Source organism: Streptomyces mexicanus, from assembly GCF_902506575.1.
Classification (GTDB): Bacteria; Actinomycetota; Actinomycetes; order Streptomycetales; family Streptomycetaceae; genus Streptomyces; species Streptomyces mexicanus.
This window is the reverse complement of the sequence record NZ_LR732544.1, coordinates 6,093,440-6,113,651: the sequence shown is the minus strand read 5'-3', so window position 1 is coordinate 6,113,651 and position 20,212 is coordinate 6,093,440. Positions and strand designations below refer to the sequence as shown.

Below are 20,212 nucleotides of genomic sequence, written 5' to 3'. Positions count from 1 at the left end.
TCATGCCGTCCGTTTTCTCCGTCCCCGTCAGCCGCGCGGGAGCACGGCCCTGGTGGTCCCGCCCACTTGCAGGAGGAGCCGGATGACAAACACCCCCGCCAGCGCCGACTACTGGGAGCCGCTCTGGGCCGGCGGGCGCCGGTACCGGAGGGGCAGCAGCGCCGAGGCCGAGCTTCTGGCGGATCACCTCGGACCGGGCCGCGGACGGCCGGCTCTCGACATCGGCACCGGAGACGGTGCCCTCGCCCGCCGGCTTCACCGACTCGGTTACCGCACCACCGGCATCGACTTCGCGCCCAGCGCCGTCGCCGCAGCCCGCCGCGACCGCGCCGATGACGGCCCGCCCTGGCAGCTGATGGACTTCGCCGCCGATGACCTCGGTGGCCTGCGCGACCCGGCCTACGCTGTCGTCGCATGCCGTCTGGTCTACCGGTGGCTCGACGACAAGCCGGCCTTCCTCGACCGCGTCCGACGGATCCTGGCCCCCGGCGGGGTCTTCTGGGTCGTCACCGAGATCGCCGGCCGCCGGGACAGCGGCGACCCCTCGCGTCACCTCGGGATCACGGCCGCAGAGGCCGAGACGCTCACCGCGCGATGGTCCGTCGTCCGGACCGCTGATCTCGACGTGCTGCGCTGCTACGCACTCCACCCCTGACCTCGACGACGGGAGCCACCATGCGCGACATCGAACACCAGACACGGCGTGCCTGGAACGCCTACGGAACCCACCATCTGCGGCGTGGTACACCGCTGCCGGAAGTGGACCGGATCACCTGGGGTCCCGCGGTGGACGGACCGGGCGACGAGATCCTCGGGGAGCTGAAGGGCCTGCGGGTCCTGGACCTCGGGTGCGGGCCGGGCCGGCACGCCGCGCACCTGGTGCGGGCCCACGGCGCGCAGGTCGACGGGGTCGATGCTTCCCGCAGCCAGATCGAACGGGCCCGCGCCCACTGCTCCGACGTGCCGGGGCTGCGGCTGATCCACGCGGACGCCGTGGAACACCTGAGCGCGGCAGCCCCGTACGACGTCATCCTCTCCCTCAGCACGATCCACTTCATCGACCCCCATCGCCTCCTGCCGGCGCTGGCGGCCGCCCTCAAACCCGGGGGCCGGCTGTACTTCACCGTGCTGCACACCGACTCCGACGGCCACGGGCCCGCTTCCGGCGTCACACCGCGCCCGGAAACCCTGCGCCTGGCCGGCGGTGGTGACCTCACCGTCCACATGTGGGTGCTCACCGCGGAGTTGTGGGAGGACCTGCTCGTGCAGTACGGGCTCCGCGTGCGGAGCATCACCGTCCTCGATGCGCCAAAGGAGCACAACCACGCCTCCTACCGGCTCTTCCAGGCCCACCGGCCGGCCCGGATCACCGCCCGTCCCCGTACGGCGAAACCACCGGTCGCCCGGGCGGCGGTGGGCGTCGGCGCCGTGCTGCTCGGGCCGCGCGGCCTGCTCCTGGGCCGGCACCGACTGGGCACGCGCGAGCTGCCCGGCGGCACCGTGGAGCCGGGCGAGTCGCTGCGGGAGACAGTCGTGCGCGAACTCGCCGAGGAGACCGGCCTGCACGCCGACCCCGCTGACGTCCGGCTCCTGGGGATGCTCCACGACCAGGTCGGGGAGGTGGTCCGCATCACCTTCGGAGCGCTCGTCACCCGCTGGCGCGGCGAGCCGGCCGACCAGCCCGGCGAGAGCGTCGGCGACTGGCGCTGGTGGCCTCTGGACGCCCTGCCCCCGGACCTGTTCGAGTGCAGCGCCCAGATCCTCACCGCCTGGCGCCCCGACCTGCCGATCGACCACCCACCCGCCCGCTTCGTCCCCGTCGCCGAGCCGCGCACACCCGCGCAGGGGTGATCGACGTGTCTCGCTCAGCTTCGCGGCGTGGGTTTGGAGCGTCTCGTGCAAGCGGCGCAGGAAGAGGAACTGCGCGCCGTCCGGGTGGCATCAGCGGCCAGGAGGCGTGCCCCCGAGGCTGACCACGGTCGGCCATCGGCATTCGCCCTCCCCACTGCTTCCGACTGTCCGTGATCACCCGAAGTTCTCCTCGCTCAACGGCGTCGCTGGTCGGGTCGCAGCTCGAAGTCGCCGTAGCTGTTGTCGACCGGGTTGACCGTGACGCCGGGTGCGACGATCTCGTCGATGGCGTCGAGCACGTCGGCGGGGAGCGTGATGTCGGCGGCGGGCAGGAACGCCTCCAGCTGCTCCATGGTGCGCGGGCCGATGATCGCCGAGGTGACGCCCGGGTGGTTGATGACGAAGGCGACCGCCAGCTCGATCAGCGTGAGACCGGCCTTCTCCGCCAGGACGGCGAGCTGCTCGACGGCGTCGAGCTTGCGCCGGTTGGCAGGGGTGCTCATGTCGAAGCGGGCCTGGGGACGCGCCGCCGAGGCAGGCCCCTCGAAAGCGTTCTTGCGGTAGCGGCCGGAGAGCCAGCCGCCGGCGAGCGGGCTGTAGGTGAGCGTGCCCATTCCGTGGCGGCGCACGGTGGGCAGCACGTCCTCCTCGATGCCGCGGACCAGGATCGAGTACGGCGGCTGCTCGGTCACGAACCGCTCCAGGTGCCGCTCCCGGGAGACCCACTGGGCCTCGACGATCTGCGAGCCGGAGTAGGAGGAGGAGCCGATGTAGCGGACCTTGCCCTGGCGGACCAGGTCGGTCAGGGCCCCGAGGGTCTCCGCGACGTCAGTGTCGGGGCTGGGGCGGTGCACCTGGTAGAGGTCGATGTGGTCGGTGCCCAGGCGCCGCAGGGAGTTCTCGACCGCGCGCATGATCCAGTGGCGGGGGGCGCCGCGCTGGTTGGGGTCGTCCTGGTCCATCGGCATGAAGAACTTGGTGGCCAGGAACACGTCCTCGCGCCGGCCCTGGAGCGCCTTGCCGACGATCTCCTCCGAGACGCCGGCGGAGTAGACGTCCGCGGTGTCGACGAAGTTGATGCCGGCGTCGAGGGCGCGGTGGATGATCCGGACGGAGTCGGTCTCGTCTTCGTTGCCCCAGGGGCCGAACATCATCGCGCCCAGGCACAGCGGGCTGACCTGGACGCCGGTGCGGCCGAGCGATCGGTACTGCATGAAGCGGTTCTCCTCGTTGGTGTGTCAGTCGGTTGCGTGGGGGACGACCGTGCCGGTGCTCGCCCAGCTGGCGAGCAGGCCGAGGGCTTCCCGCTCCCTCGAGTCCGGCTCGGGGGTGTAGAAGTTGAGGCGCAGGCCGGGGTCGAACGGCAGGTCCAGCGCTTCGTAGGGCAGGGCGAGATCTCCGACCAGCGGGTGGTGGAGGTGCTTCACGCCGGAGCGGTGGAACTTCACGTCGTGGCGTGCCCATCGGCGGGCGAAGTCCTCGCTCCTGGTCGTCAGCTCTCCGATCAGGTCGGTCAGCGCCTTGTCGTGCGGTGCCCGGCCCGTCTCGGTGCGCAGGAAGGCGACCGCGTCGTCGGCGCCCTTGTCCCAGTCGACCCAGAAGTCCTTGCTCGCCGGGTCCAGGAACATGAACCGGGCGCTGTTGACCGGCCCGCGCTGGGCGAACAGCGGCGAGTCGAAGAGGGGTGCGTACAGCGCGCGTCCCAACGCGTTGGCGGCCACGATGTCGAAGCGGGCGTTGCGGACGTAGGCCGGCACACCGGTCATCGAGTCCAGCAGCCGTAGGATCGTGGGCCGCACCCGGGAGGAGGTCACCGTGGGCCGTCGGCCCGACGGTGTGGAGGCGCGGGCCAGGTCGTAGAGGTGGGTGCGTTCGGCCACGTCGAGCTGCAGGGCGTGTGCGAGGGATTCGAGTACCGAGTCCGAGGCGCCGGAGAGGTTTCCGCGCTCGAGGCGGACGTAGTAGTCCACGCTCATGCCCGCGAGCAGGGCGACCTCCTCGCGGCGCAGACCGGCGACGCGGCGGTTCCCGCCGTAGACCGGCAGCCCGGCCTGCTCCGGGGTGATGCGTGCCCGGCGGGTGCTCAGGAATTCGCGGACCTCGGCGGCCAGAGCCTTCCTGTCACTGCCGGCCATGCTCAGGCTCCCCAGCTTCTGCGGTGGCGGCGAGGAGGGACATGCGGTGACTCCTTGTGATCGTCGTGAATCCTGTGCCCACCTCCTCACCGTAGATCCGTCGGCGAGCGCCGAGCGAGGTACTGCCATTACCTGGAAGAGCGGTGACTCCCACATGCGGGCTGGGGCGCGGTTTTCTGGACAGAGCCGAGGTCCGAGCGGACCACGGCCGGACCCCGAACCAGAGACCGATCCGAAGGAGCACCGTGCGCACAGCGCCTTTGTCAGGAACCGGCGACGTCCGCGCCGGGCGTACAGCCGGCCCGAGCCCCCAGGGAGCCACCGGAGCGCCTGGCGACCTGACGACTGACGCACCACGCCCGACGGCGCAGCCGCACACGGCGCCGGTCCGCGCGAGGCTGATCCTTGTGATCATCTGCGTCAGCTATTTCATGGTCATCCTGGACAACTCGATCGTGTTCACCGGGCTGCCGCAGATCCGGTCCGACATGGGATTCTCCGAGACCGGCCTGTCCTGGATCACCAACGCCTACGTCCTGGTCTTCGGCGGACTGCTGCTCTTGGGCGCCCGGGCCGGTGACTTGTTCGGGCACCGCAGGGTTTTCCTGTTCTCCCTGGTCGTCTTCTCGCTGGCCTCCTTCCTGGTCGGAGCCGCGCCAAGCCAGTGGTGCCTGATCGGGGCCCGGGCGTTGCAGGGTGTGGGGGCCGCGGTTCTGGCGCCCTCCGCCCTGTCGCTGCTCACGCGTAGCTTCACCGAGGGCCGGGCCCGGAACCGGGCGATGGCCGCCTACGGCGCCGTCGCTGGTCTTGGCGCCGCTTTCGGCCTGGTCGTCGGAGGTCTGGTCGCGGATCTGATCTCCTGGCGGGCCGGGTTCTTCCTGAACGTCCCGGTCGGTATCGCGATGGTGGTGCTGGCCGTGCGGTTCCTGCCGGAGACCGAGCGCCAGGACGGCCGCTTCGACATCGCCGGGGCGCTTCTGGCAACGGCGGGCTCCACTGCCGTGGTGTTCGGCATCGTCAACGCGGCCGACCTCGGCTGGACCGCCCCGGCCACCCTGATGCCGCTGATGGCGGGTGCAGGGTTGCTGGGGGCGTTCGTGGCGGTGGAGCGGCGAGCCGTACAGCCGATCGTGCCGCTACGGCTGTTCGCCAGCCGGGAACGCAGCGGCGCATACCTCACCCGGATGCTCTACATGGGCGCGATGATCGGGTTCTTCTTCTTCACCGCGCAGTACGTGCAGAGCGTCTACCACTGGACACCGTCGCAGGCCGGTCTGGCCTTCCTGCCGATGACACTGGTCAACTTCGTCCTCGCTGTCCAGGTGCCGCGGCTGCTGGAGCGGGTGAGCAGGCCGAAAGTGCTGCTCACCGGGGTCTGCCTGACCACGGCCGGAATGGTCTGGCTCAGCCGTCTCGACCTGCACACCCCCTACCTGACGGGAGTGGCCCTGCCCATGGTGCTCATCGGTGCCGGCCAGGGACTGGCCCTGGCCCCGATGACCTCCAGCGGTGTCGACGGCGTTGCGCCGGCGGACGCGGGTGCCGGCTCGGGCCTTGTCAACACGGTGCACCAGATCGGCAGCGCGCTCAGCCTGAGCATCCTCACCGCGGCGGCCGCCACCGTCTCCACCGACGACGAGGCCGCCGATATCGCGGCCCGCTCGGGCGCCGCCCTGACCGGCTCCGCCGTCCTGCTCGCCCTGGCGGTCCTGGCCGTCGGGATCCTCATCGTGCCCTCACGGGCCACCCGTAACGAAAGGTCCCTATGATGCAGACCCTCACCCTCAACAACGGCGTCGAGATGCCCGCCATCGGACTCGGCGTCTTCCAGACCCCGCCCGACGAGACCCGGGCCGCTGTCACCGCGGCGCTGGAACTCGGCTACCGGCACATCGACACCGCCGCCGCCTACGGCAACGAACGCGAGGTCGGCCAGGCCATCCGCGACTCCGCCGTGCCCCGCGAGGAGATCTTCGTCGAGACGAAGATCTGGATCAGCGACTACGGCTACGACGAGACCCTGCACGGCTTCGACAAGAGCGCCGCCAAGCTCGGTGTGGACCGCATCGACCTGCTCATCCTGCACCAGGCCCTGCCGTCGGACTTCGGCAAGACCATCGCCGCCTACCGGGCGCTGGAGAAGCTCCTCGCGGACGGCAAGGTCAGGGCCATCGGCGTCAGCAACTTCATGGTCGACCACCTGACCGCACTGCTCGACGCCACCGCCGTCGTGCCGGCCGTCAACCAGCTGGAAATCCACCCCTACTTCCAGCAGCGCGCCGTCCTGGACTTCGACAACGAGCACGGCATCCTCAACCAGGCGTGGTCCCCCATCGGCGGCATCACCTTCTACCCGGGTTACGGGGAGGACCGCAGGAGCGTCCTCGAGGACCCGGCCGTCACCGCGATCGCCGAGGCCCACGGCAAGACCCCCGCCCAGGTGCTGCTGCGCTGGGGCCTCCAGCAGGGCCGTTCGGTCATCCCCAAGTCGACCAAGCGCCACCGCATCGCCGAGAACATCGACGTCTTCGACTTCGCCCTCACCCCCGACGAACTGAAGACCCTCGACGCCCTGGAGACCGGCCGGCGCGGCGGCCCCGAGCCCGAGGACGTCACCCTCGCGGCATACGGACGCGCCGTCCCGGAAGCCTGACATCACCTCGTACCTGCACACCTGACATCACCTCGTACCTGCACAAAGGAATCACCATGACCACCACCGTCAACGCGTTCGGTGCCCAGGAAGCGGGCAAGCCGCTCACCCCCGTCACCATCGAGCGCCGCGACGTCGGCCCGCACGACGTCAAGATCGACATCCTGTACTGCGGCATCTGCCACTCCGACATCAACTTCGTCGACGGCTCGTTCGGCCCCCTGCCGGTCAGCCCCCTCGTGCCGGGCCACGAGATCGTCGGCCGGATCACCGAGGCGGGCTCCGCAGTCACACGTCACCGGGTCGGCGACCTGGTCGGCATCGGCTGCATGGTCAACTCCTGCCGCGAGTGCGAGAACTGCCGAGCAGGCCAGGAGCAGTACTGCCTCAAGGGCCACACCCTCGTCTTCGGCAGCCCGGACCCGGTCGAGCCCGGCGCGCACACCCAGGGCGGCTACTCGGAGGCGATCGTCGCGCCGGAGGACTTCGTCGTCCGGGTGCCCGAGAACCTCGACCCGGCCGCCGCCGCGCCCCTGCTGTGCGCCGGCATCACCGTCTACGCCCCGCTCAAGCGGTTCGGCACCCGGACCGGGACCAGGGTCGCCGTCGTCGGCCTCGGCGGTCTGGGCCACCTCGGCGTGAAGATGGCCAAGGCCATGGGCGCCGAGGTGACCGTGCTGTCCCAGTCGGAGAGCAAGCGGGAAGCCGCCGCGGCCCTCGGCGCCGACCACTACGCCGTGACCGGTGACGGCTCGGCGTTCACCGAACTGGCCAACACCTTCGACCTCGTTCTCAACACCGTCAGCGCACCGGTGTCCCTGCCCGACTACCTCGGCATGCTGCGCCTGCACGGCACGATGGTGAACGTCGGAGTGACGACGGAGCCGATGCCCGTGGACGTCTTCACGCTCTGCCAGAACGGGCGGTCCTACGTCGGGTCGCTGTTCGGTGGCATCGCCGAGACCCAGGAGATGCTGGACTTCGCCGCCGAGCACCAGGTCACGGCCGATATCGAGCTGATCGGCGCGCAGGACATCAACACCGCCTACCAGCGGATCCACGCCTCCGACGTCCGGTACCGGTTCGTGGTCGACGGCTCGACCTTCGCGGACCTGAAGGCATGACACACCCCTACCGGTGGAGGTCGACGACACCGGCCGGCTGCCCGGACCTCATCCACCAGGCGACCACAGGATGCCTCCACACCGTGTACGAAAGGTGAGAACCATGACCAGCTGGAACAACTCCGACCTGAGAAGGATCGGTGCGGCGGAAGAACTGGACCTGGAGTCCGAACGCGGCGACGGCACCCTCCGCGCCCCCGTGACCATGTGGGTCGTACGGGCCGGTGACCGGCTCTACGTCCGCTCGGTCAAGGGCGTCGACGGCCCCTGGTTCCGGGGCACCCGCTCCCGCCTCCGGGGCCGGGTGGAGGCCGGAGGCGTCCGGGCCGACGTCACCTTCCACGACGCCGACCCGGACGAGTACGCCGATGTGGACGCGGCCTACCGGGAGAAGTACGGCCGGTACACCGGCATCGTCGAACACGTCCTGACCGAGCGGGCCCGCGCCTCCACCTTGCGCCTCGAACCCCGCTGACCGCCCCCTCACTGCCGACAGCCACTCCAAGGAGCACCACCCGTGCGAGCCACCCTGATGTACGCCGCCGACGACGTCCGCGTCGAGGACGTGACCGACCCCAAGATCCAGCAGCCCACCGACGCGGTCGTGCGGATCGTGCTGTCCTGCGTGTGCGGCAGCGACCTGTGGCCCTACAAGTCATTGGAGCCCACGGATGCTCCCCGGCACATGGGCCACGAGTTCCTCGGCATCGTCGAGGACATCGGCACCGAGGTGCACACCCTCAAGCCCGGGGACGTGGTCGTCGCCCCGTTCGTCTGGGCCGACAACACCTGCGCCTACTGCCGCGAGGGTCTGCAGACCTCCTGCCCGCAGGGCGGACGGTGGGGCGTCAACGGCGTGGACGGCGGACAGGGACAAGCCGCCCGCGTCCCGTTCGCCGACGGAACGCTCGTGAAGCTGCCCGTCGCAGAGGACTCCGAGCTGCTGCCGGACCTCCTGACCCTGTCGGACGTGCTGAGCACCGGCTATCACGCGGCCCGCACCGCCGGCGTCGGTCGTGGCGACACCGTCACCGTCATCGGGGACGGCGCGGTCGGCCTGTCCGGCGTGATCTCCGCCAAGCTGCTGGGCGCCGAGCGGATCATTCTCATGGGCCGCCATCGGGCCCGCACCGACCTGGGACGTGCATTCGGCGCCACCGACGTGGTCCCCGAACGCGGCGAACAGGGTATCGCCCGCGTAAAGGAGCTGACCGGTGGCGAGGGCACCAGCAAGGTCCTGGAGTGTGTCGGGCTGAAGGACGCGATCGTGCAGAGTTTCGGTGTGGTCCGGGACGGCGGCACGATCAGCCGGGTCGGCGCGCCGCAGTTCACCGACGTGCCGTTCGGCTTCGGCGACTTCATGCGCAACATCACGCTGACCGGCGGTGTCGCCCCCGCCCGCGCCTACATCGAGGAGCTGATGCCGCACATCCTCGACGGCTCGATCCGGCCCGGCCGCGTCTTCGACAGCACCGTCGGCCTGGAGGACATCGCGGACGGCTACAGGGCGATGAACGACCGTGAGGCCCTGAAGGTGCTGGTGCGCCCGTGACCGCCCGCCCGCCCTTCCGCCTGCCTGCCGCGACCCCGACCCCGCCCAGGTCGCAAATGAGCGTCATGTACCCGCGCGTATACCGAAGTGGAGCACCATGCTGACCGTCAACGCCTACGGAGCAACCTCCGCCACCGAGCCACTCGTCCCTATGACCATCGAGCGACGTGAGGTCGGCCCCCACGACGTCCTCATCGAGATCAAGTACACGGGCATCTGCCACTCCGACATCCACCACGCCCACAGTGACTGGAAGCAGGAGACCTACCCGCTCGTCCCGGGCCACGAGATCGCCGGCATCGTCGCGCAGGTCGGCTCGAAGGTCACCCGGCATGCCGTCGGCGACCGGGTCGGGGTCGGCTGCATGGTGGACTCCTGCCGCGAGTGCGCCAACTGCCGCAAGGGCAAGGAGCAGTACTGCCTCCGGGGCAACACCCTCACCTACGCCGATGTCGACTCCGGAGGCACCCCCACCCAGGGCGGTTATGCCACCCACATCGTCGTCAACGAGGACTTCGTCCTCAGCATCCCCGACGGCATCTCACTCGACGCCGCCGCACCGCTGCTGTGTGCGGGCATCACCACCTACGCGCCCCTGCGCCGCTGGGGCGCCGGACCCGGCAAGAAAGTGGCCGTCGTCGGCCTCGGCGGACTGGGCCATGTGGCAGTCAAGCTGGCACATGCGATGGGCGCAGAGGTGACCGTGCTCTCCCAGTCACTCAGGAAGAAGGACGACGGTCTGCGTCTGGGAGCCGACCATTACCACGCCACCAGCGACCCCGCCACCTTCGAGCAGCTCGCCGACTCGTTCGACATCATCGTCAACACGGTGAGCGCCAGGATCGACCTCGATGCCTACCTTTCGCTCCTGGCTACCGGCGGTGTCCTGGCCAACGTCGGCGCCCCCTCCGAACCGGTTTCGCTCAACGTCTTCTCCCTGCTGGGCGGAGAGCGGACCCTCGCCGGCTCCCTGATCGGAGGCATCCGCGAGACGCAGGAGATGCTCGACTTCTGCGCCGAGCACCGCATCGGATCCGAGATCGAGGTGATCCCGGCCGAGAAGATCAACGAGGCGTACGAGCGCGTCCTGGCCTCCGCCGTCCGCTATCGGTTCGTGATCGACATCGCGACTCTGCGCTGAACTGCGCTGGAAGGCCCACGCGTCACCGAGCACGGACCGGAGGGACTGCAGGCCCTGGACGACCGCCGTCGGCCCGGGCGGGCGCCGTGACTGACGTGGGGTCTCGGGCGTCGAGCCTGCACGATTCCGGTGCGGACAGCCGGCACACCGTCATGGGCGTCTCCTCGACGGGGCCGGGTTCGCAATGACGGCGGAGATCGCGCAGATGCTCAAAGCCGGCGGCGGATCGATCGTGAACATCGCGTCGGTCGAAGCGCACACCGTCCTCAGCCACTCCCCGGTGTACACCGCGCCCAAGCACGCCCTGATCGGCCTCACCAAGGGCACCGCAGCGGACTACGCGCCTGTCGGGATGGGCGTCAACAGCGTCTCTCCCGGCGTGATCCGCACCCCCTTGACGACGGCACCGGGGCAGAAGGACGTGACCGACCGTCTCGAAGGCGAGATCCCCTCGGGCCGCCTGGGAGAGTCGGAGTAAGTCGCGAGGACCGGTCCGCCTTCCTCCTCTCCGACCTGTCCGCCTGCATTACCGGCACGGTCGTCGACGGCGCCTTCCTGCTGCGTGAGTGACCGAACAGCAAGCTGAGCTCCTCGCGCGACCGCGCCACCCGGCCCGGAGCTTTCCCCACCCCGCCTGCCCGTTGGCACCATGGGCAGGCGGGGTGTGGTCTTTCCGCGTGCTTCAGGCGTCGCCGCTGCCGCCGGCCGGCACGTGTTCCGGTGCGGTCCAACTGGCGAGAACGCGCAGGGCGTCGTCGGACGGGGAATGGCGCTCGGCGGTGTGGGTGATGATCGTCTGTCCTGTGTCGGCCGAGAGTTCCAGGGCTTCGAAGTGGAGCAGGAGATCCCCGACGAGCGGGTGATGGAAGCGTTTGATGCCGTTGGGGTGGAACCGCACATCGTGAGCGGCCCAGCGCACCCGGAAGTCCTCCGAGCGGGTGCTGAGTTCGCCGATCAGCTCCGTGAGTCCCCGGTCGTAGGGGTCACGCCCGGCTTCGGCCCGCAGCAGGGCGACGGTGTCCTCGGCCACGGAATTCCAGTCGAGATAGAAATCGGCGGAGCGCGGGTCGAGGAAGATGAACCGGGCGTGATTCGCGGGGCGCACCGGGTCGACGTACACCTCGGAGTAGAGGGCGTAGCCGAGGCGGTTGGCGGAGAGGATGTCGAGTCGGCCGTTGCGGACGAAGGCCGGTGTCTCCGTCATGGAGTCCAGGAGTTGCTGAACGGCGGGGCGTACCCGCTGGGGGGCGGGGCGTCGGCGGGCCGGGTGCGCGGTGCCGGCGGTGCGGGCGAGGTGGAAGAGGTGGGTGCGCTCGGCGTCGTCGAGCCGCAGTGCCCTGGCGAGGGCTTCCAGGACGCTTTCGGAGACTCCGCCTACGTTCCCGCGTTCCAGGCGGGTGTAGTACTCGACGCTTACGCCGGCCAGAGTGGCGACCTCAGCGCGGCGAAGCCCCGCGACGCGGCGTCTGCCGCCGTGGTGGGGCAGCCCGGCCTGCTCGGGGGTGATCTTCGCCCTCCGCGAGGTCAGGAACTGTTTGATCTCCTCGCGGATGTCGTCCTTGCCGTTCATACCTCCGAGGGTACGAGCGCGGTGGTGGGCGGTGGGGGTCCCTGCTGGTGCCCCTGTGCCGGTACCCCCATCAACGCGGTCTCCCACTCGTCCTCGACGCGGTGGTTGCCTGGCTTCGTCGGCCCGTCCCCCCCTACGGGCCTCTACACGATTGTGGAGACAACCTCTGATGACACACCCCGACGCGCTGGCCACGGCCGGCGCCGAAGCGACGGACACCGCACGGCCGGGCACCCCGGCCGCACGCGACGGCCACCGCGAGGAGCGAGCGGCTTCCACCGGGAACGAGACCCGTTTCCCGCTGTTCGCCGTGCTGGTCTTCGCCTTCACCGGTTTCCTCAGCCTGACCACCGAGCTGCTGCCGTCAGGGCTGCTGACGCTGATAGCCCCCGACCTCCACGTGAGCGTCGCCATGGCCGGAGCCGTCACCACCGCCTACGCGGTCGGTGTCGTCGTCACCGTCCTGCCGCTGACCCGACTGGCACTGAAGCTGCCCCGGCGCACCGCGCTGGTGCTGACGGTGCTGCTGTTCGTGCTCAGCAACCTGGTCGTCCTGGTCGCACCGAACCTCGCCGTGTCCCTGGTCGGCCGCTTCCTCGGCGGAGCCGCCCACGGCCTCGTGTGGGCGCTGCTGCCCGCGGTCGTGGAACGGTTTGCCGGGCCCCGGCACGCTCCCCGGGCCATGACCATCGTGTTCACCGGCAACAGCCTGGGACTGGCCGCGGGCGCCCCCCTCAGCTCGTTGCTGGGCACCTCCCTGGGCTGGCGCATCGCGTTCGCCGTCATGGCCGCCGCCGCACTGGTCACCGCTCTGCTCCTCATCCGGATCGTGCCGCACATCCGCGTCCAGGAGGGCCCGCACATGCCCCTGCTCAAGGCGGCACGGCTGCCCGGAGCAATGCGGGTGATCGTCGGATGGGCGCTGGTCATGCTCGGCCACTTCGGTGTCCTCACCTACATCGCCCCCTACCTGGAGCGTCTGGGCGTCGGCTCCGGCGTGGTGAGCCTGTCGCTGGCCGTACTCGGCTGCGCCGGCATCGTCGGTGTCATGCTCATCGGCCGCCTCGGCGCCCGGTCCCTGCTGGCAGGTATGACCACCGCTCCGGTGCTCATCCTCGTCGCCCTCGCGCTGCTCCTCGTCGCTCCGCCCACGCTGCCCGTCGTCTTCGTCGTGCTCGTCGTGTGGGGCATGGGCTTCTCCGGCACCGTACTGCTCTACCAGCAGGCGGTCCTCGTCACCGGTCACCGCGCTCCGGAGACGGTGACCAGCATCTCCGTGCTGGTCAGCCAGCTCGGTATCGCTCTGGGCGCCTCCGCCGGCGGCCTCACTGTCAGCAGCTTCGGCCTCGGCGCCCTGCCGGTCATCGGCCTGGTCTTCGTCGCGGCCGCACTTCTGCTGCTGCCCGGTCTGCGCCCGGCACTGCGCCGGTCCCGTGAGGAAGCATGACCCCGAACCCCCCGACCCGCGCACCGCGGCCGCCACCCCGGACCAGCCCCAGGCCGTGTGCGTGGCCTGCCGCGCCGGCCGGGTGGACGGCGACGGCTACTGCGAGCACTGCGGGCACGCCCAGCCGCGGGAACGCGACCACATGGAGCAGGAGTCGGGCCCGCTCGCCGCGGTCAGCGACCGGGGCCTGCGCCACCACCGCAACGAGGACGCCTTCGCCGTCGGCCGCGCCACGCTGCCCGACGGCTCGCCGGCGGCCGTGGCGATCGTCTGCGACGGCGTCTCCTCGGCGACCCGCCCCGACGAGGCCTCCCTCGCCGCCTCCCGCACGGCCACCGAGCTCCTGCTCGCCGCCCTGCCCCGGGGCACGCACCCGCAGCAGGCCATGCACGAGGCGATCGTCGCCGCCGCGCAGGCGGTGGACGCGCTGGCCGAGGAGCCGGCCTCGGCCCGCGAGCACGCCCCGCACCACAACGCCCCGGCCTGCACCCTGGTCGGCGCGGTGGTCACCCCCGGTCTGCTGGTCGTCGGCTGGGTCGGCGACAGCCGCGCCTACTGGGTGCCCGCCGACCGCTCCGCGCCCCCGGCCCGGCTGACCGAGGACGACTCCTGGGCGGCGCAGATGGTCGCCGCGGGCCTGATGAGCGAGGCACAGGCCTACGCCGACGAACGCGCCCACGCCATCACCGGCTGGCTCGGCGCGGACGCCTACGAACTGGAGCCGCACACGGCCTCGTTCGAGCCGGACCGGCCGGGCGTGGTCGTGGTGTGCACCGACGGGCTGTGGAACTACGCCGAGACGGCCGAGGAGATGGCCGAGGTGCTCCCCCCGGACGCCGCCGCACGGCCGCTGCACGCGGCCCGCGTGCTGGTCGGCCACGCCCTGGACGGCGGGGGCCACGACAACGTAACAGTGGCCCTCGTGCCGTTCCCCGCCGTGCCGCACGGGGCAGGATCCGCCTGAGGACGCACGCCGGGGCGCGGCACGGGACGGGATGCGGCGCCCGGGCGGGACCTCCTCACGGGGAAGCTCCGGCGGACCGGAGGGGACCGGTCCGTCCACAGTCGCCGGCCCCGCCCACGCGGGCCCGAAGGGGGATCTGGGACAGCATGGCCAACTTCTCGAAGTCCAGCGTGCCGCGGTTCTCGGTCGAGGTGTACCAGAACGAGTACCTGCCCGAGGGCGGCCGGGAGATCAACGCGATCGTCACGGTCACCGCGACCGGCGGCGGCACCGCCGGCGGCGCGGTGACGGCCCCGGACCAGTACGCCGCGCCCGGCCAGGGCCCGTCGGCGGCCGTGGTGATCATGGTGGACTGCTCCGGTTCGATGGACTACCCGCCGACCAAGATGCGGGGCGCCCGGGACGCCACCGCGGCCGCGGTGGACACCCTGCGCGACGGCGTGCACTTCGCCGTGGTCGCCGGCACGCACCAGGCCGGCGAGATCTACCCGGGCGGCGGCCGGCTCGCGGTCGCCGACGCCACCACCCGCGCCCAGGCCAAGGCGGCGCTGCGCAGGCTCGGCGCGGGCGGCGGCACGGCCATCGGCACCTGGCTGCGCCTGGCCGACCGGCTGCTGTCCTCGGCGGACGTCGCCATCCGGCACGGCATCCTGCTCACCGACGGCCGCAACGAGCACGAGTCGCCCGAGGACCTGCGGGCGACCCTTCAGGCGTGCGCCGGCCGGTTCACCTGTGACGCCCGCGGCGTGGGCACCGACTGGGACGTGAAAGAAGTCACAGGGATCGCCTCCGCGTTGCTCGGCACCGCCGACATCGTCGCCGACCCGGCGGGCTTGGCCGCCGACTTCACGCGGATGATGGAGACGGCGATGGGCAAGGGGGTCGCGGACGTCGCCCTGCGGGTGTGGACACCTGTCGGCACGACCCTCACGTTCCTCAAGCAAGTCGCTCCCACCGTCGAGGACTTGACCGACCGCCGCATCGAGGCCGGGCCGCGCGCCGGGGACTACCCGACCGGCTCGTGGGGCGACGAGTCCCGCGACTACCACCTGTGCGTGCGGGTCCCCGTGGCGCACGTCGGGCAGGAGATGCTCGCCGCCCGGGTCTCGCTGGTGGTGCCCCGAACCGGAGGGGCCGTACAGAACCTGGGCGCCCAGGGCCTCGTACGGGCCGTGTGGACCGACGACATGGCCGCCTCCACCGCCATCAACCCGCAGGTCGCCCACTACACCGGCCAGGCCGAACTGGCCCGGGTCATCCAACAGGGGCTCGATCTTCGCAAAGCGGGCGATATCGATGGAGCAACGGCCAAACTGGGCCGGGCGGTTCAGCTCGCCGGCGCCTCCGGAAACGCGGATACTGCGAAACTGCTTGCGAAGGTGGTGGACGTGGTCGACGCCGCGACAGGTACTGTGCGACTGAAGGCGAAGGTCGCGGAGGCCGACGAGATGACTCTCGAGACACGGTCCACCAAGACGGTTCGTGTAAAGAAGTAGTGCCGCAAGACAACACAAGACGACAGCGAAGACAGCGAGCCTGGCCCCTCGGGGTTGGAGAAATCCGGTCGAACGGGCCGGAAAGGAGAGGGGGAAGCGCCGACATGCCGACCTGCCCGAACGGACACCAGTCGGGTTCCGACGACTGGTGCGAGGTCTGCGGTCACCGCATGGCCGGTGCCGTGCCGCCACCTCCCCCGCCGCCCCCGGTGGGCGGCTACGGCTTCCCGCCGGCCCCGGGACCGGGTGGCCCCGGCGGACCGAACGGACCCGGTGGTCCCGGTGGCCCCGGCCGCGGGGGCTTCGGCGGCGGTCCGGGCGGCCCCGGCGCCGAGCCGCAGCTGTGCCCGCAGTGCCGCACGCCCCGCGAGGGCGGTGCGCCGTTCTGCGAGGAGTGCCGGTGGAACTTCCTCACGAACACGGCCACCTCGTACACCCCGGCCGCACCGCGCCCGCCGGCGCCCGGCCCGGGTGGTCACGGCGGACCGAACGGACCTGGTGGTCCCGGCGGACCGAACGGGCCTGGTGGTCCGGGTCCGCGCTTCCCGCAGCCGCCCGGCCCGCCCTCGGGGCCGTCCTTCGGCGGTGACTCCTTCGACTACCAGGGTTCGCGTCCGTCCCAGGTGAACCGGCCCGCCGAGCCGATCCCCCCGGGCCCGCCCTTCGGCGCCGAGCCCTCCGGCCGCACGGGCGCGCCCGGCGGCCCTGGAGGCCCTGCGGGCTTCGGTAGCGGTCCCGGTGGGCCGGGCAGTCCCGGTGGTGGACCCGGTGGGTTCGGCCCGGACCCGTCGCGGCCCGTGCCGCCGCCGCCCGGACCCGCTGGCCCGGGTGGTCCCGGCGCGCCGGGCGGTCAGGGTGGTCCCGGCGGTCCGGGGGGCGCTCCGCAGTCCTTCCAGCCGGCCGGTGCGCCGCCCGCGCCGCCGTTCCCGCAGGAGCGGAGCCGGCCGCAGCCCGGCGGCCCGTCCTTCGGCGGTGACGACTGGGTGCTCTCCCCGCCGTCCTCCACGGGCCCGTCCGGCCCCGGCGGTCCCGGTGGCCCGGGCGGTTCCGGTGGTCCGGGTGCCGGCGGTGGCTACGGCTACCCGCAGCCCGGCGCCACCCAGGCCCCGCCCGGTCCACCGTTCCCGCAGCAGACCCAGCAGCCGCAGCAGCCGCACCAGCCCCAGCAGCCCCAGCAGCCGGCGACCTGGACGGCGACGATCGGCCCGGACCGCGAGTACTTCATGGCGATGATGCAGCGCTCGGGGCCGGAGGCCGCGGGCCTGAACCTGCCCGCGTACTCGCCGGAGCAGCAGCGCACGCTCACCGGCAACCAGGTCACCATCGGCCGCCGCCGGCACTCCACCGGCGACACCCCCGACATCGACCTGTCGGTGCCGCCGGAGGACCCGGGCGTCTCGCACCAGCACGCCGTGCTGGTCCAGCAGCCGGACGGCAGCTGGGCGGTGGTCGACCAGAACTCGACCAACGGCACGACGGTCAACGGCTCGGACGAGCCGATCCAGCCGTTCGTGCCGGTGCCGCTGCAGGACGGCGACCGGGTGCACGTCGGCGCGTGGACGACCATCACCATCCGGCGGGGCTGAGCACCGTCCGGCGCGCTCGGGCCTCGGGCGCGCCACGCGGTCCGGTCCCGCGCCGGTCCCGGCGGGTCAGTCCGGCGGGGGCCAGGTGTGCGGCCCCTGCGGGCTGTCCAGCCACGCCCAGGCCTGCGCGCCGCGCACGGTGATGCCGTAGCGCTCGCGCGGCGGGCGGCCCTCGCGCCACCACAGCTCGTAGGCCGCCCGCCCGTCGAGCCGGCCGCCGCTGACGGCCGGCAGGAAGCGGAACAGCTCGTCCTCGCGGGCATGGGCCGGCACACCCGCCAGCCGTGGCGCCGGCGGGGCGGGCCGGCCCCCGCCGCGCAACGGCACGAAGTAGGCGGGGGTGTCCAGGAAGCGCCCCTCGGCGTGTGCGGCGTCCTCCACGGTGAGCACCACCAGGCCGGTGGCGATGGGCGTGAGGATCCGGCCGCCCGGGGCGCACTGGGCGAGCCAGGCGCGCGGGATCGAGGGCAGCGCGCAGGTGGCGATGATCCGGTCGTAGGGGGCGCGTTCGGGGACCCCGCGCGCGCCGTCGCCCGTCACCACCGCCGGGTGGTGTCCGGCGGCGGCCAGGTGCCGGCGCGCCGACTCGGTGATCTCCGGGTCCAGATCGACGGTGGTGACCAGGTCGTCGTCGCCGAGGCGGTGGGCGAGCAGGGCGGCGTTGTAACCGGTGCCCGCGCCGATCTCCAGCACCCGGTGGCCGTCCTCGATCTCCAGCGCGGCGAGCATCTTCGCCATCAGCGAGGGCTGGCTGCTGGAGGAGATCAGTTCGCCGTCGCGCAGCCGCGTGGCCAGCGGGACGTCGGCGTACGCGCCGCGCAGCCAGCGTTCGCGCGCCCCGGGGTCGGGGCTCTCGCCCCAGCGGCGTTCGTAGCCGCCCGCCACGGCGACGTAGTAGTACGGCACGAACAGGTGGCGCGGCACCGCCGCGAACGCCTCCCGCCACACCGGGTCGCGTTCCCAGGCGCCGCTCGCGTCGATCGTCCGCACGAGCGCCGCCCGCGCCCGCGCGGCGAGTGCGGCGAACTTCTCGGCGTCCGCACCGCCCGGGTCGCCCGCCGTGCCCCGCGCGGCCGTTCCGCTCTCCTCACGCATGCCGTCACGGATGCCGTCACGCATGCCGTCACGGATGCCGTCACGGATGCCGTCACGGATGTCGCTCGTACCGCTCGTGTCGCCTGTGTCACCGACAGCCTGCGCGCCCATGGCTCCACTGTGCTGCGCGAGGCGGCCCGAGGCGAGCACCGGGCGCCCCTGCCGTCCCGCGCCGTGCACGGCGGCGCGGGACGGGACGGCCGGGGGTGGTCCTAAGTCGGGAGTCCTCCGTCCGGGTGTCTGAGACCATGGAGCACGTGAATGAGATTCGGCGCGGCACGCTTCAGGAGCAGACCTTCTACGAGCAGGTCGGCGGGGAGGAGACCTTCCGCCGGCTCGTCCACCGTTTCTACGAGGGGGTCGCGGACGACCCCGAGCTGCGGGCGATGTACCCCGAGGAGGACCTCGGCCCGGCGGAGGAGCGGCTACGGCTGTTCCTGATGCAGTACTGGGGCGGCCCGACCACCTACAGCGAGCGGCGCGGCCACCCCCGGCTGCGGATGCGCCACGCGCCCTTCCGGGTCGACCGGGCCGCGCACGACGCGTGGCTCCGGCACATGCGGGCCGCCGTCGACGAGCTGGGCCTGTCCGAGGAGCACGAGCGGACGCTGTGGAACTACCTGACGTACGCCGCCGCCTCGATGGTCAACACACCTGACTGAGCGGGAACGTGCGGCCGAGCCGGATCACACGACCGATCCGGAACACGCGGCCGAGCCGGATCACACGACCGATCCGGAATGCGCGGCCGAGCGGTCACATGACCGAGCCGGAACACGCGCGCGCCAGCCGGACCCACGCCACTGAGCCGGGGCACATGCCCCTGCCGCACATCCTGGTGTCCCTGCTCAGAGGAGTCCCGCATTCCGGTCGGTCCGCGCCGGATTCCGGTCACGATCCGATCAAGCTCGGTCTCCGCCCGCTTACCCCGCTCCGTCCGCTCTGACAGCATCGCGGGGAGGTCTGGACAACTTCCGGGGGGAGCCGGGTGGCGGGGTTCACGGGATTGGTGCTGCTGCGTGCCCGCGCGCACCGGCTGCTCCTGGCCGCCGCGCTGCTCACGGTCCTGCTGACCACGGCCGTCCTGGCGACGCTCACCGCGTACTCGTCGGCGATCGGCGACGCGGCGCTGCGCCACTGGCTGCGCGACGAGCGCAACGCGGCCGGCACGACCCTGGTCGTCAAGGCCGACGTCCCGCCCGCCGCCCGCGCGGACGCCGACGCCGCCGTACGCCGGCAGGCCCGCACCGCGTTCGACGGGCTGCCGGTGACCGTGCGCGCCCTGACCCGGTCCGGCCCCTACGCCCTCCCCCGGGTTTGCGGGCGGGGCTCGTCCGTCTTGTAGATCGCCAGGATCTCGTTCGTCGCCGTGTTGCGGATGGCGTTGAACCACTTGCGGCAGCCGGCCGTGTGGCTCCAGCGTTCGGCGAACGGGCCCTTGGGGTTGTCGCGGAAGAACAGGTACCGCGCCCACTCCTCGTCGGTGAGGGCCGCGGGGTCCTCCGGGTAGGGCAGGTGGGCCTGGCCGCCGTAGTGGAACTCGGCCTCGTCGCGGGGCCCGCACCACGGGCAGGAAATGAGCAGCATGGTTCGGCTCC

At 71.8% G+C, this 20,212-nt stretch carries 17 protein-coding genes and 3 pseudogenes; 15 read left to right on the top strand and 5 right to left on the bottom strand.

All coding sequences use genetic code 11. From position 1 onward, the window contains the following. Window positions 1–82: 82 nt before the first annotated feature. A complete protein-coding gene (locus GV126_RS27325; protein ID WP_159671776.1) occupies window positions 83–655 on the top strand; it encodes a class I SAM-dependent methyltransferase in 573 nt (190 codons plus the stop codon). Window positions 656–675: 20 nt separating this feature from the next. Further along, window positions 676–1,851 carry a bifunctional class I SAM-dependent methyltransferase/NUDIX hydrolase gene (locus GV126_RS27320; protein ID WP_159671774.1) on the top strand — a complete coding sequence of 392 codons (1,176 nt, stop codon included), beginning with the start codon at window positions 676–678 and terminating at the stop codon, window positions 1,849–1,851. Window positions 1,852–2,045: 194 nt separating this feature from the next. Here GV126_RS27320 and GV126_RS27315 read toward each other — a convergent pair whose 3' ends face one another. Beyond that, window positions 2,046–3,065 (bottom strand): aldo/keto reductase, encoded by a 1,020-nt coding sequence (locus GV126_RS27315; RefSeq protein ID WP_159671772.1) that lies wholly within the window; start codon window positions 3,063–3,065, stop codon window positions 2,046–2,048. A 24-nt stretch (window positions 3,066–3,089) separates the two neighbouring features. After that, window positions 3,090–3,986, bottom strand: a complete 897-nt coding sequence (locus GV126_RS27310) for a helix-turn-helix domain-containing protein (protein WP_159671770.1) — start codon at window positions 3,984–3,986, stop codon at window positions 3,090–3,092. Window positions 3,987–4,393: 407 nt separating this feature from the next. On the opposite strand from GV126_RS27310, the gene GV126_RS27305 reads away from it, so the two are divergent. The 7 genes from GV126_RS27305 (at window position 4,394) to GV126_RS27275 (ending at window position 10,934) form a co-directional block, all read left to right on the top strand. Beyond that, complete coding sequence (locus tag GV126_RS27305) at window positions 4,394–5,755, top strand: MFS transporter (protein WP_236570125.1); 1,362 nt, start codon at window positions 4,394–4,396, stop codon at window positions 5,753–5,755. Beyond that, window positions 5,755–6,639: an aldo/keto reductase gene (locus GV126_RS27300; protein WP_159671768.1), complete on the top strand. Its 885-nt coding sequence runs from the start codon at window positions 5,755–5,757 to the stop codon at window positions 6,637–6,639. Before GV126_RS27305 ends, GV126_RS27300 begins: the two co-directional genes overlap by 1 nt. Before the next feature lie 56 nt (window positions 6,640–6,695). Next, window positions 6,696–7,763: an NAD(P)-dependent alcohol dehydrogenase gene (locus GV126_RS27295; RefSeq protein WP_159671766.1), complete on the top strand. Its 1,068-nt coding sequence runs from the start codon at window positions 6,696–6,698 to the stop codon at window positions 7,761–7,763. Window positions 7,764–7,866: 103 nt separating this feature from the next. Then, entirely contained in the window at window positions 7,867–8,238 is a 372-nt protein-coding gene (locus tag GV126_RS27290) for a DUF2255 family protein (protein WP_159671764.1), read from the top strand. Between the two features lie 42 nt (window positions 8,239–8,280). Further along, the gene (locus GV126_RS27285; protein ID WP_159671762.1) at window positions 8,281–9,315 is read left to right on the top strand and encodes a zinc-dependent alcohol dehydrogenase family protein; all 1,035 of its coding nucleotides are present in this window, start codon (window positions 8,281–8,283) and stop codon (window positions 9,313–9,315) included. Window positions 9,316–9,412: 97 nt separating this feature from the next. Further along, the gene (locus GV126_RS27280; RefSeq protein ID WP_159671760.1) at window positions 9,413–10,456 is read left to right on the top strand and encodes an NAD(P)-dependent alcohol dehydrogenase; all 1,044 of its coding nucleotides are present in this window, start codon (window positions 9,413–9,415) and stop codon (window positions 10,454–10,456) included. 184 nt (window positions 10,457–10,640) lie between these two features. Beyond that, window positions 10,641–10,934 carry an SDR family NAD(P)-dependent oxidoreductase gene (locus tag GV126_RS27275; protein WP_159671758.1) on the top strand — a complete coding sequence of 98 codons (294 nt, stop codon included), beginning with the start codon at window positions 10,641–10,643 and terminating at the stop codon, window positions 10,932–10,934. A gap of 204 nt (window positions 10,935–11,138) precedes the next feature. On the opposite strand, the gene GV126_RS27270 is transcribed toward GV126_RS27275, so the two are convergent. Further along, window positions 11,139–12,026, bottom strand: a complete 888-nt coding sequence (locus tag GV126_RS27270; RefSeq protein ID WP_159671756.1) for a helix-turn-helix transcriptional regulator — start codon at window positions 12,024–12,026, stop codon at window positions 11,139–11,141. 169 nt (window positions 12,027–12,195) lie between these two features. Between GV126_RS27270 and GV126_RS27265 the strand changes: the two genes are divergently transcribed. The 4 genes and pseudogenes from GV126_RS27265 to GV126_RS27250 all read left to right on the top strand — a co-directional run bounded on the left by GV126_RS27265 (window position 12,196) and on the right by GV126_RS27250 (window position 17,519). Continuing rightward, the gene (locus GV126_RS27265) at window positions 12,196–13,473 is read left to right on the top strand and encodes an MFS transporter (protein WP_159671754.1); all 1,278 of its coding nucleotides are present in this window, start codon (window positions 12,196–12,198) and stop codon (window positions 13,471–13,473) included. Window positions 13,474–13,477: 4 nt separating this feature from the next. Then, window positions 13,478–14,437: pseudogene (locus GV126_RS27260) on the top strand (PP2C family protein-serine/threonine phosphatase); the annotation flags it as partial. Window positions 14,438–14,583: 146 nt separating this feature from the next. Continuing rightward, window positions 14,584–15,933, top strand: a complete 1,350-nt coding sequence (locus GV126_RS27255) for a vWA domain-containing protein (RefSeq protein WP_159671750.1) — start codon at window positions 14,584–14,586, stop codon at window positions 15,931–15,933. Between the two features lie 104 nt (window positions 15,934–16,037). Then, window positions 16,038–17,519, top strand: coding sequence for an FHA domain-containing protein (locus GV126_RS27250; protein WP_159671748.1), 1,482 nt, complete (start codon window positions 16,038–16,040; stop codon window positions 17,517–17,519). A 66-nt stretch (window positions 17,520–17,585) separates the two neighbouring features. On the opposite strand, the gene GV126_RS27245 is transcribed toward GV126_RS27250, so the two are convergent. After that, the gene (locus GV126_RS27245) at window positions 17,586–18,725 is read right to left on the bottom strand and encodes a methyltransferase domain-containing protein (protein ID WP_236570124.1); all 1,140 of its coding nucleotides are present in this window, start codon (window positions 18,723–18,725) and stop codon (window positions 17,586–17,588) included. 137 nt (window positions 18,726–18,862) lie between these two features. On the opposite strand from GV126_RS27245, the gene GV126_RS27240 reads away from it, so the two are divergent. Then, complete coding sequence (locus GV126_RS27240) at window positions 18,863–19,276, top strand: globin (protein ID WP_159671746.1); 414 nt, start codon at window positions 18,863–18,865, stop codon at window positions 19,274–19,276. 326 nt (window positions 19,277–19,602) lie between these two features. Next, a pseudogene (locus GV126_RS27235) lies at window positions 19,603–19,929 on the top strand (ABC transporter permease); the annotation flags it as partial. Here the strand turns inward: GV126_RS27235 and GV126_RS27230 are convergent. Beyond that, window positions 19,929–20,201: pseudogene (locus GV126_RS27230) on the bottom strand (sarcosine oxidase subunit delta); the annotation flags it as partial. The pseudogenes GV126_RS27235 and GV126_RS27230 sit on opposite strands and share 1 nt — an antisense overlap. Between the last annotated feature and the right edge of the window lie 11 nt (window positions 20,202–20,212).

Bases quoted from the DNA above. Each gene is read 5' to 3' on its own strand.
- GV126_RS27325 (WP_159671776.1), top strand. From the start codon at position 83: ATGACAAACACCCCCGCCAGCGCCGACTACTGGGAGCCGCTCTGGGCC.
- GV126_RS27320 (WP_159671774.1), top strand. From the start codon at position 676: ATGCGCGACATCGAACACCAGACACGGCGTGCCTGGAACGCCTACGGA.
- GV126_RS27315 (WP_159671772.1), bottom strand. From the start codon at position 3,065: ATGCAGTACCGATCGCTCGGCCGCACCGGCGTCCAGGTCAGCCCGCTG.
- GV126_RS27310 (WP_159671770.1), bottom strand. From the start codon at position 3,986: ATGGCCGGCAGTGACAGGAAGGCTCTGGCCGCCGAGGTCCGCGAATTC.
- GV126_RS27300 (WP_159671768.1), top strand. From the start codon at position 5,755: ATGCAGACCCTCACCCTCAACAACGGCGTCGAGATGCCCGCCATCGGA.
- GV126_RS27295 (WP_159671766.1), top strand. From the start codon at position 6,696: ATGACCACCACCGTCAACGCGTTCGGTGCCCAGGAAGCGGGCAAGCCG.
- GV126_RS27290 (WP_159671764.1), top strand. From the start codon at position 7,867: ATGACCAGCTGGAACAACTCCGACCTGAGAAGGATCGGTGCGGCGGAA.
- GV126_RS27280 (WP_159671760.1), top strand. From the start codon at position 9,413: ATGCTGACCGTCAACGCCTACGGAGCAACCTCCGCCACCGAGCCACTC.
- GV126_RS27275 (WP_159671758.1), top strand. From the start codon at position 10,641: ATGACGGCGGAGATCGCGCAGATGCTCAAAGCCGGCGGCGGATCGATC.
- GV126_RS27270 (WP_159671756.1), bottom strand. From the start codon at position 12,026: ATGAACGGCAAGGACGACATCCGCGAGGAGATCAAACAGTTCCTGACC.
- GV126_RS27265 (WP_159671754.1), top strand. From the start codon at position 12,196: ATGACACACCCCGACGCGCTGGCCACGGCCGGCGCCGAAGCGACGGAC.
- GV126_RS27255 (WP_159671750.1), top strand. From the start codon at position 14,584: ATGGCCAACTTCTCGAAGTCCAGCGTGCCGCGGTTCTCGGTCGAGGTG.
- GV126_RS27250 (WP_159671748.1), top strand. From the start codon at position 16,038: ATGCCGACCTGCCCGAACGGACACCAGTCGGGTTCCGACGACTGGTGC.
- GV126_RS27245 (WP_236570124.1), bottom strand. From the start codon at position 18,725: ATGGGCGCGCAGGCTGTCGGTGACACAGGCGACACGAGCGGTACGAGC.
- GV126_RS27240 (WP_159671746.1), top strand. From the start codon at position 18,863: ATGGAGCACGTGAATGAGATTCGGCGCGGCACGCTTCAGGAGCAGACC.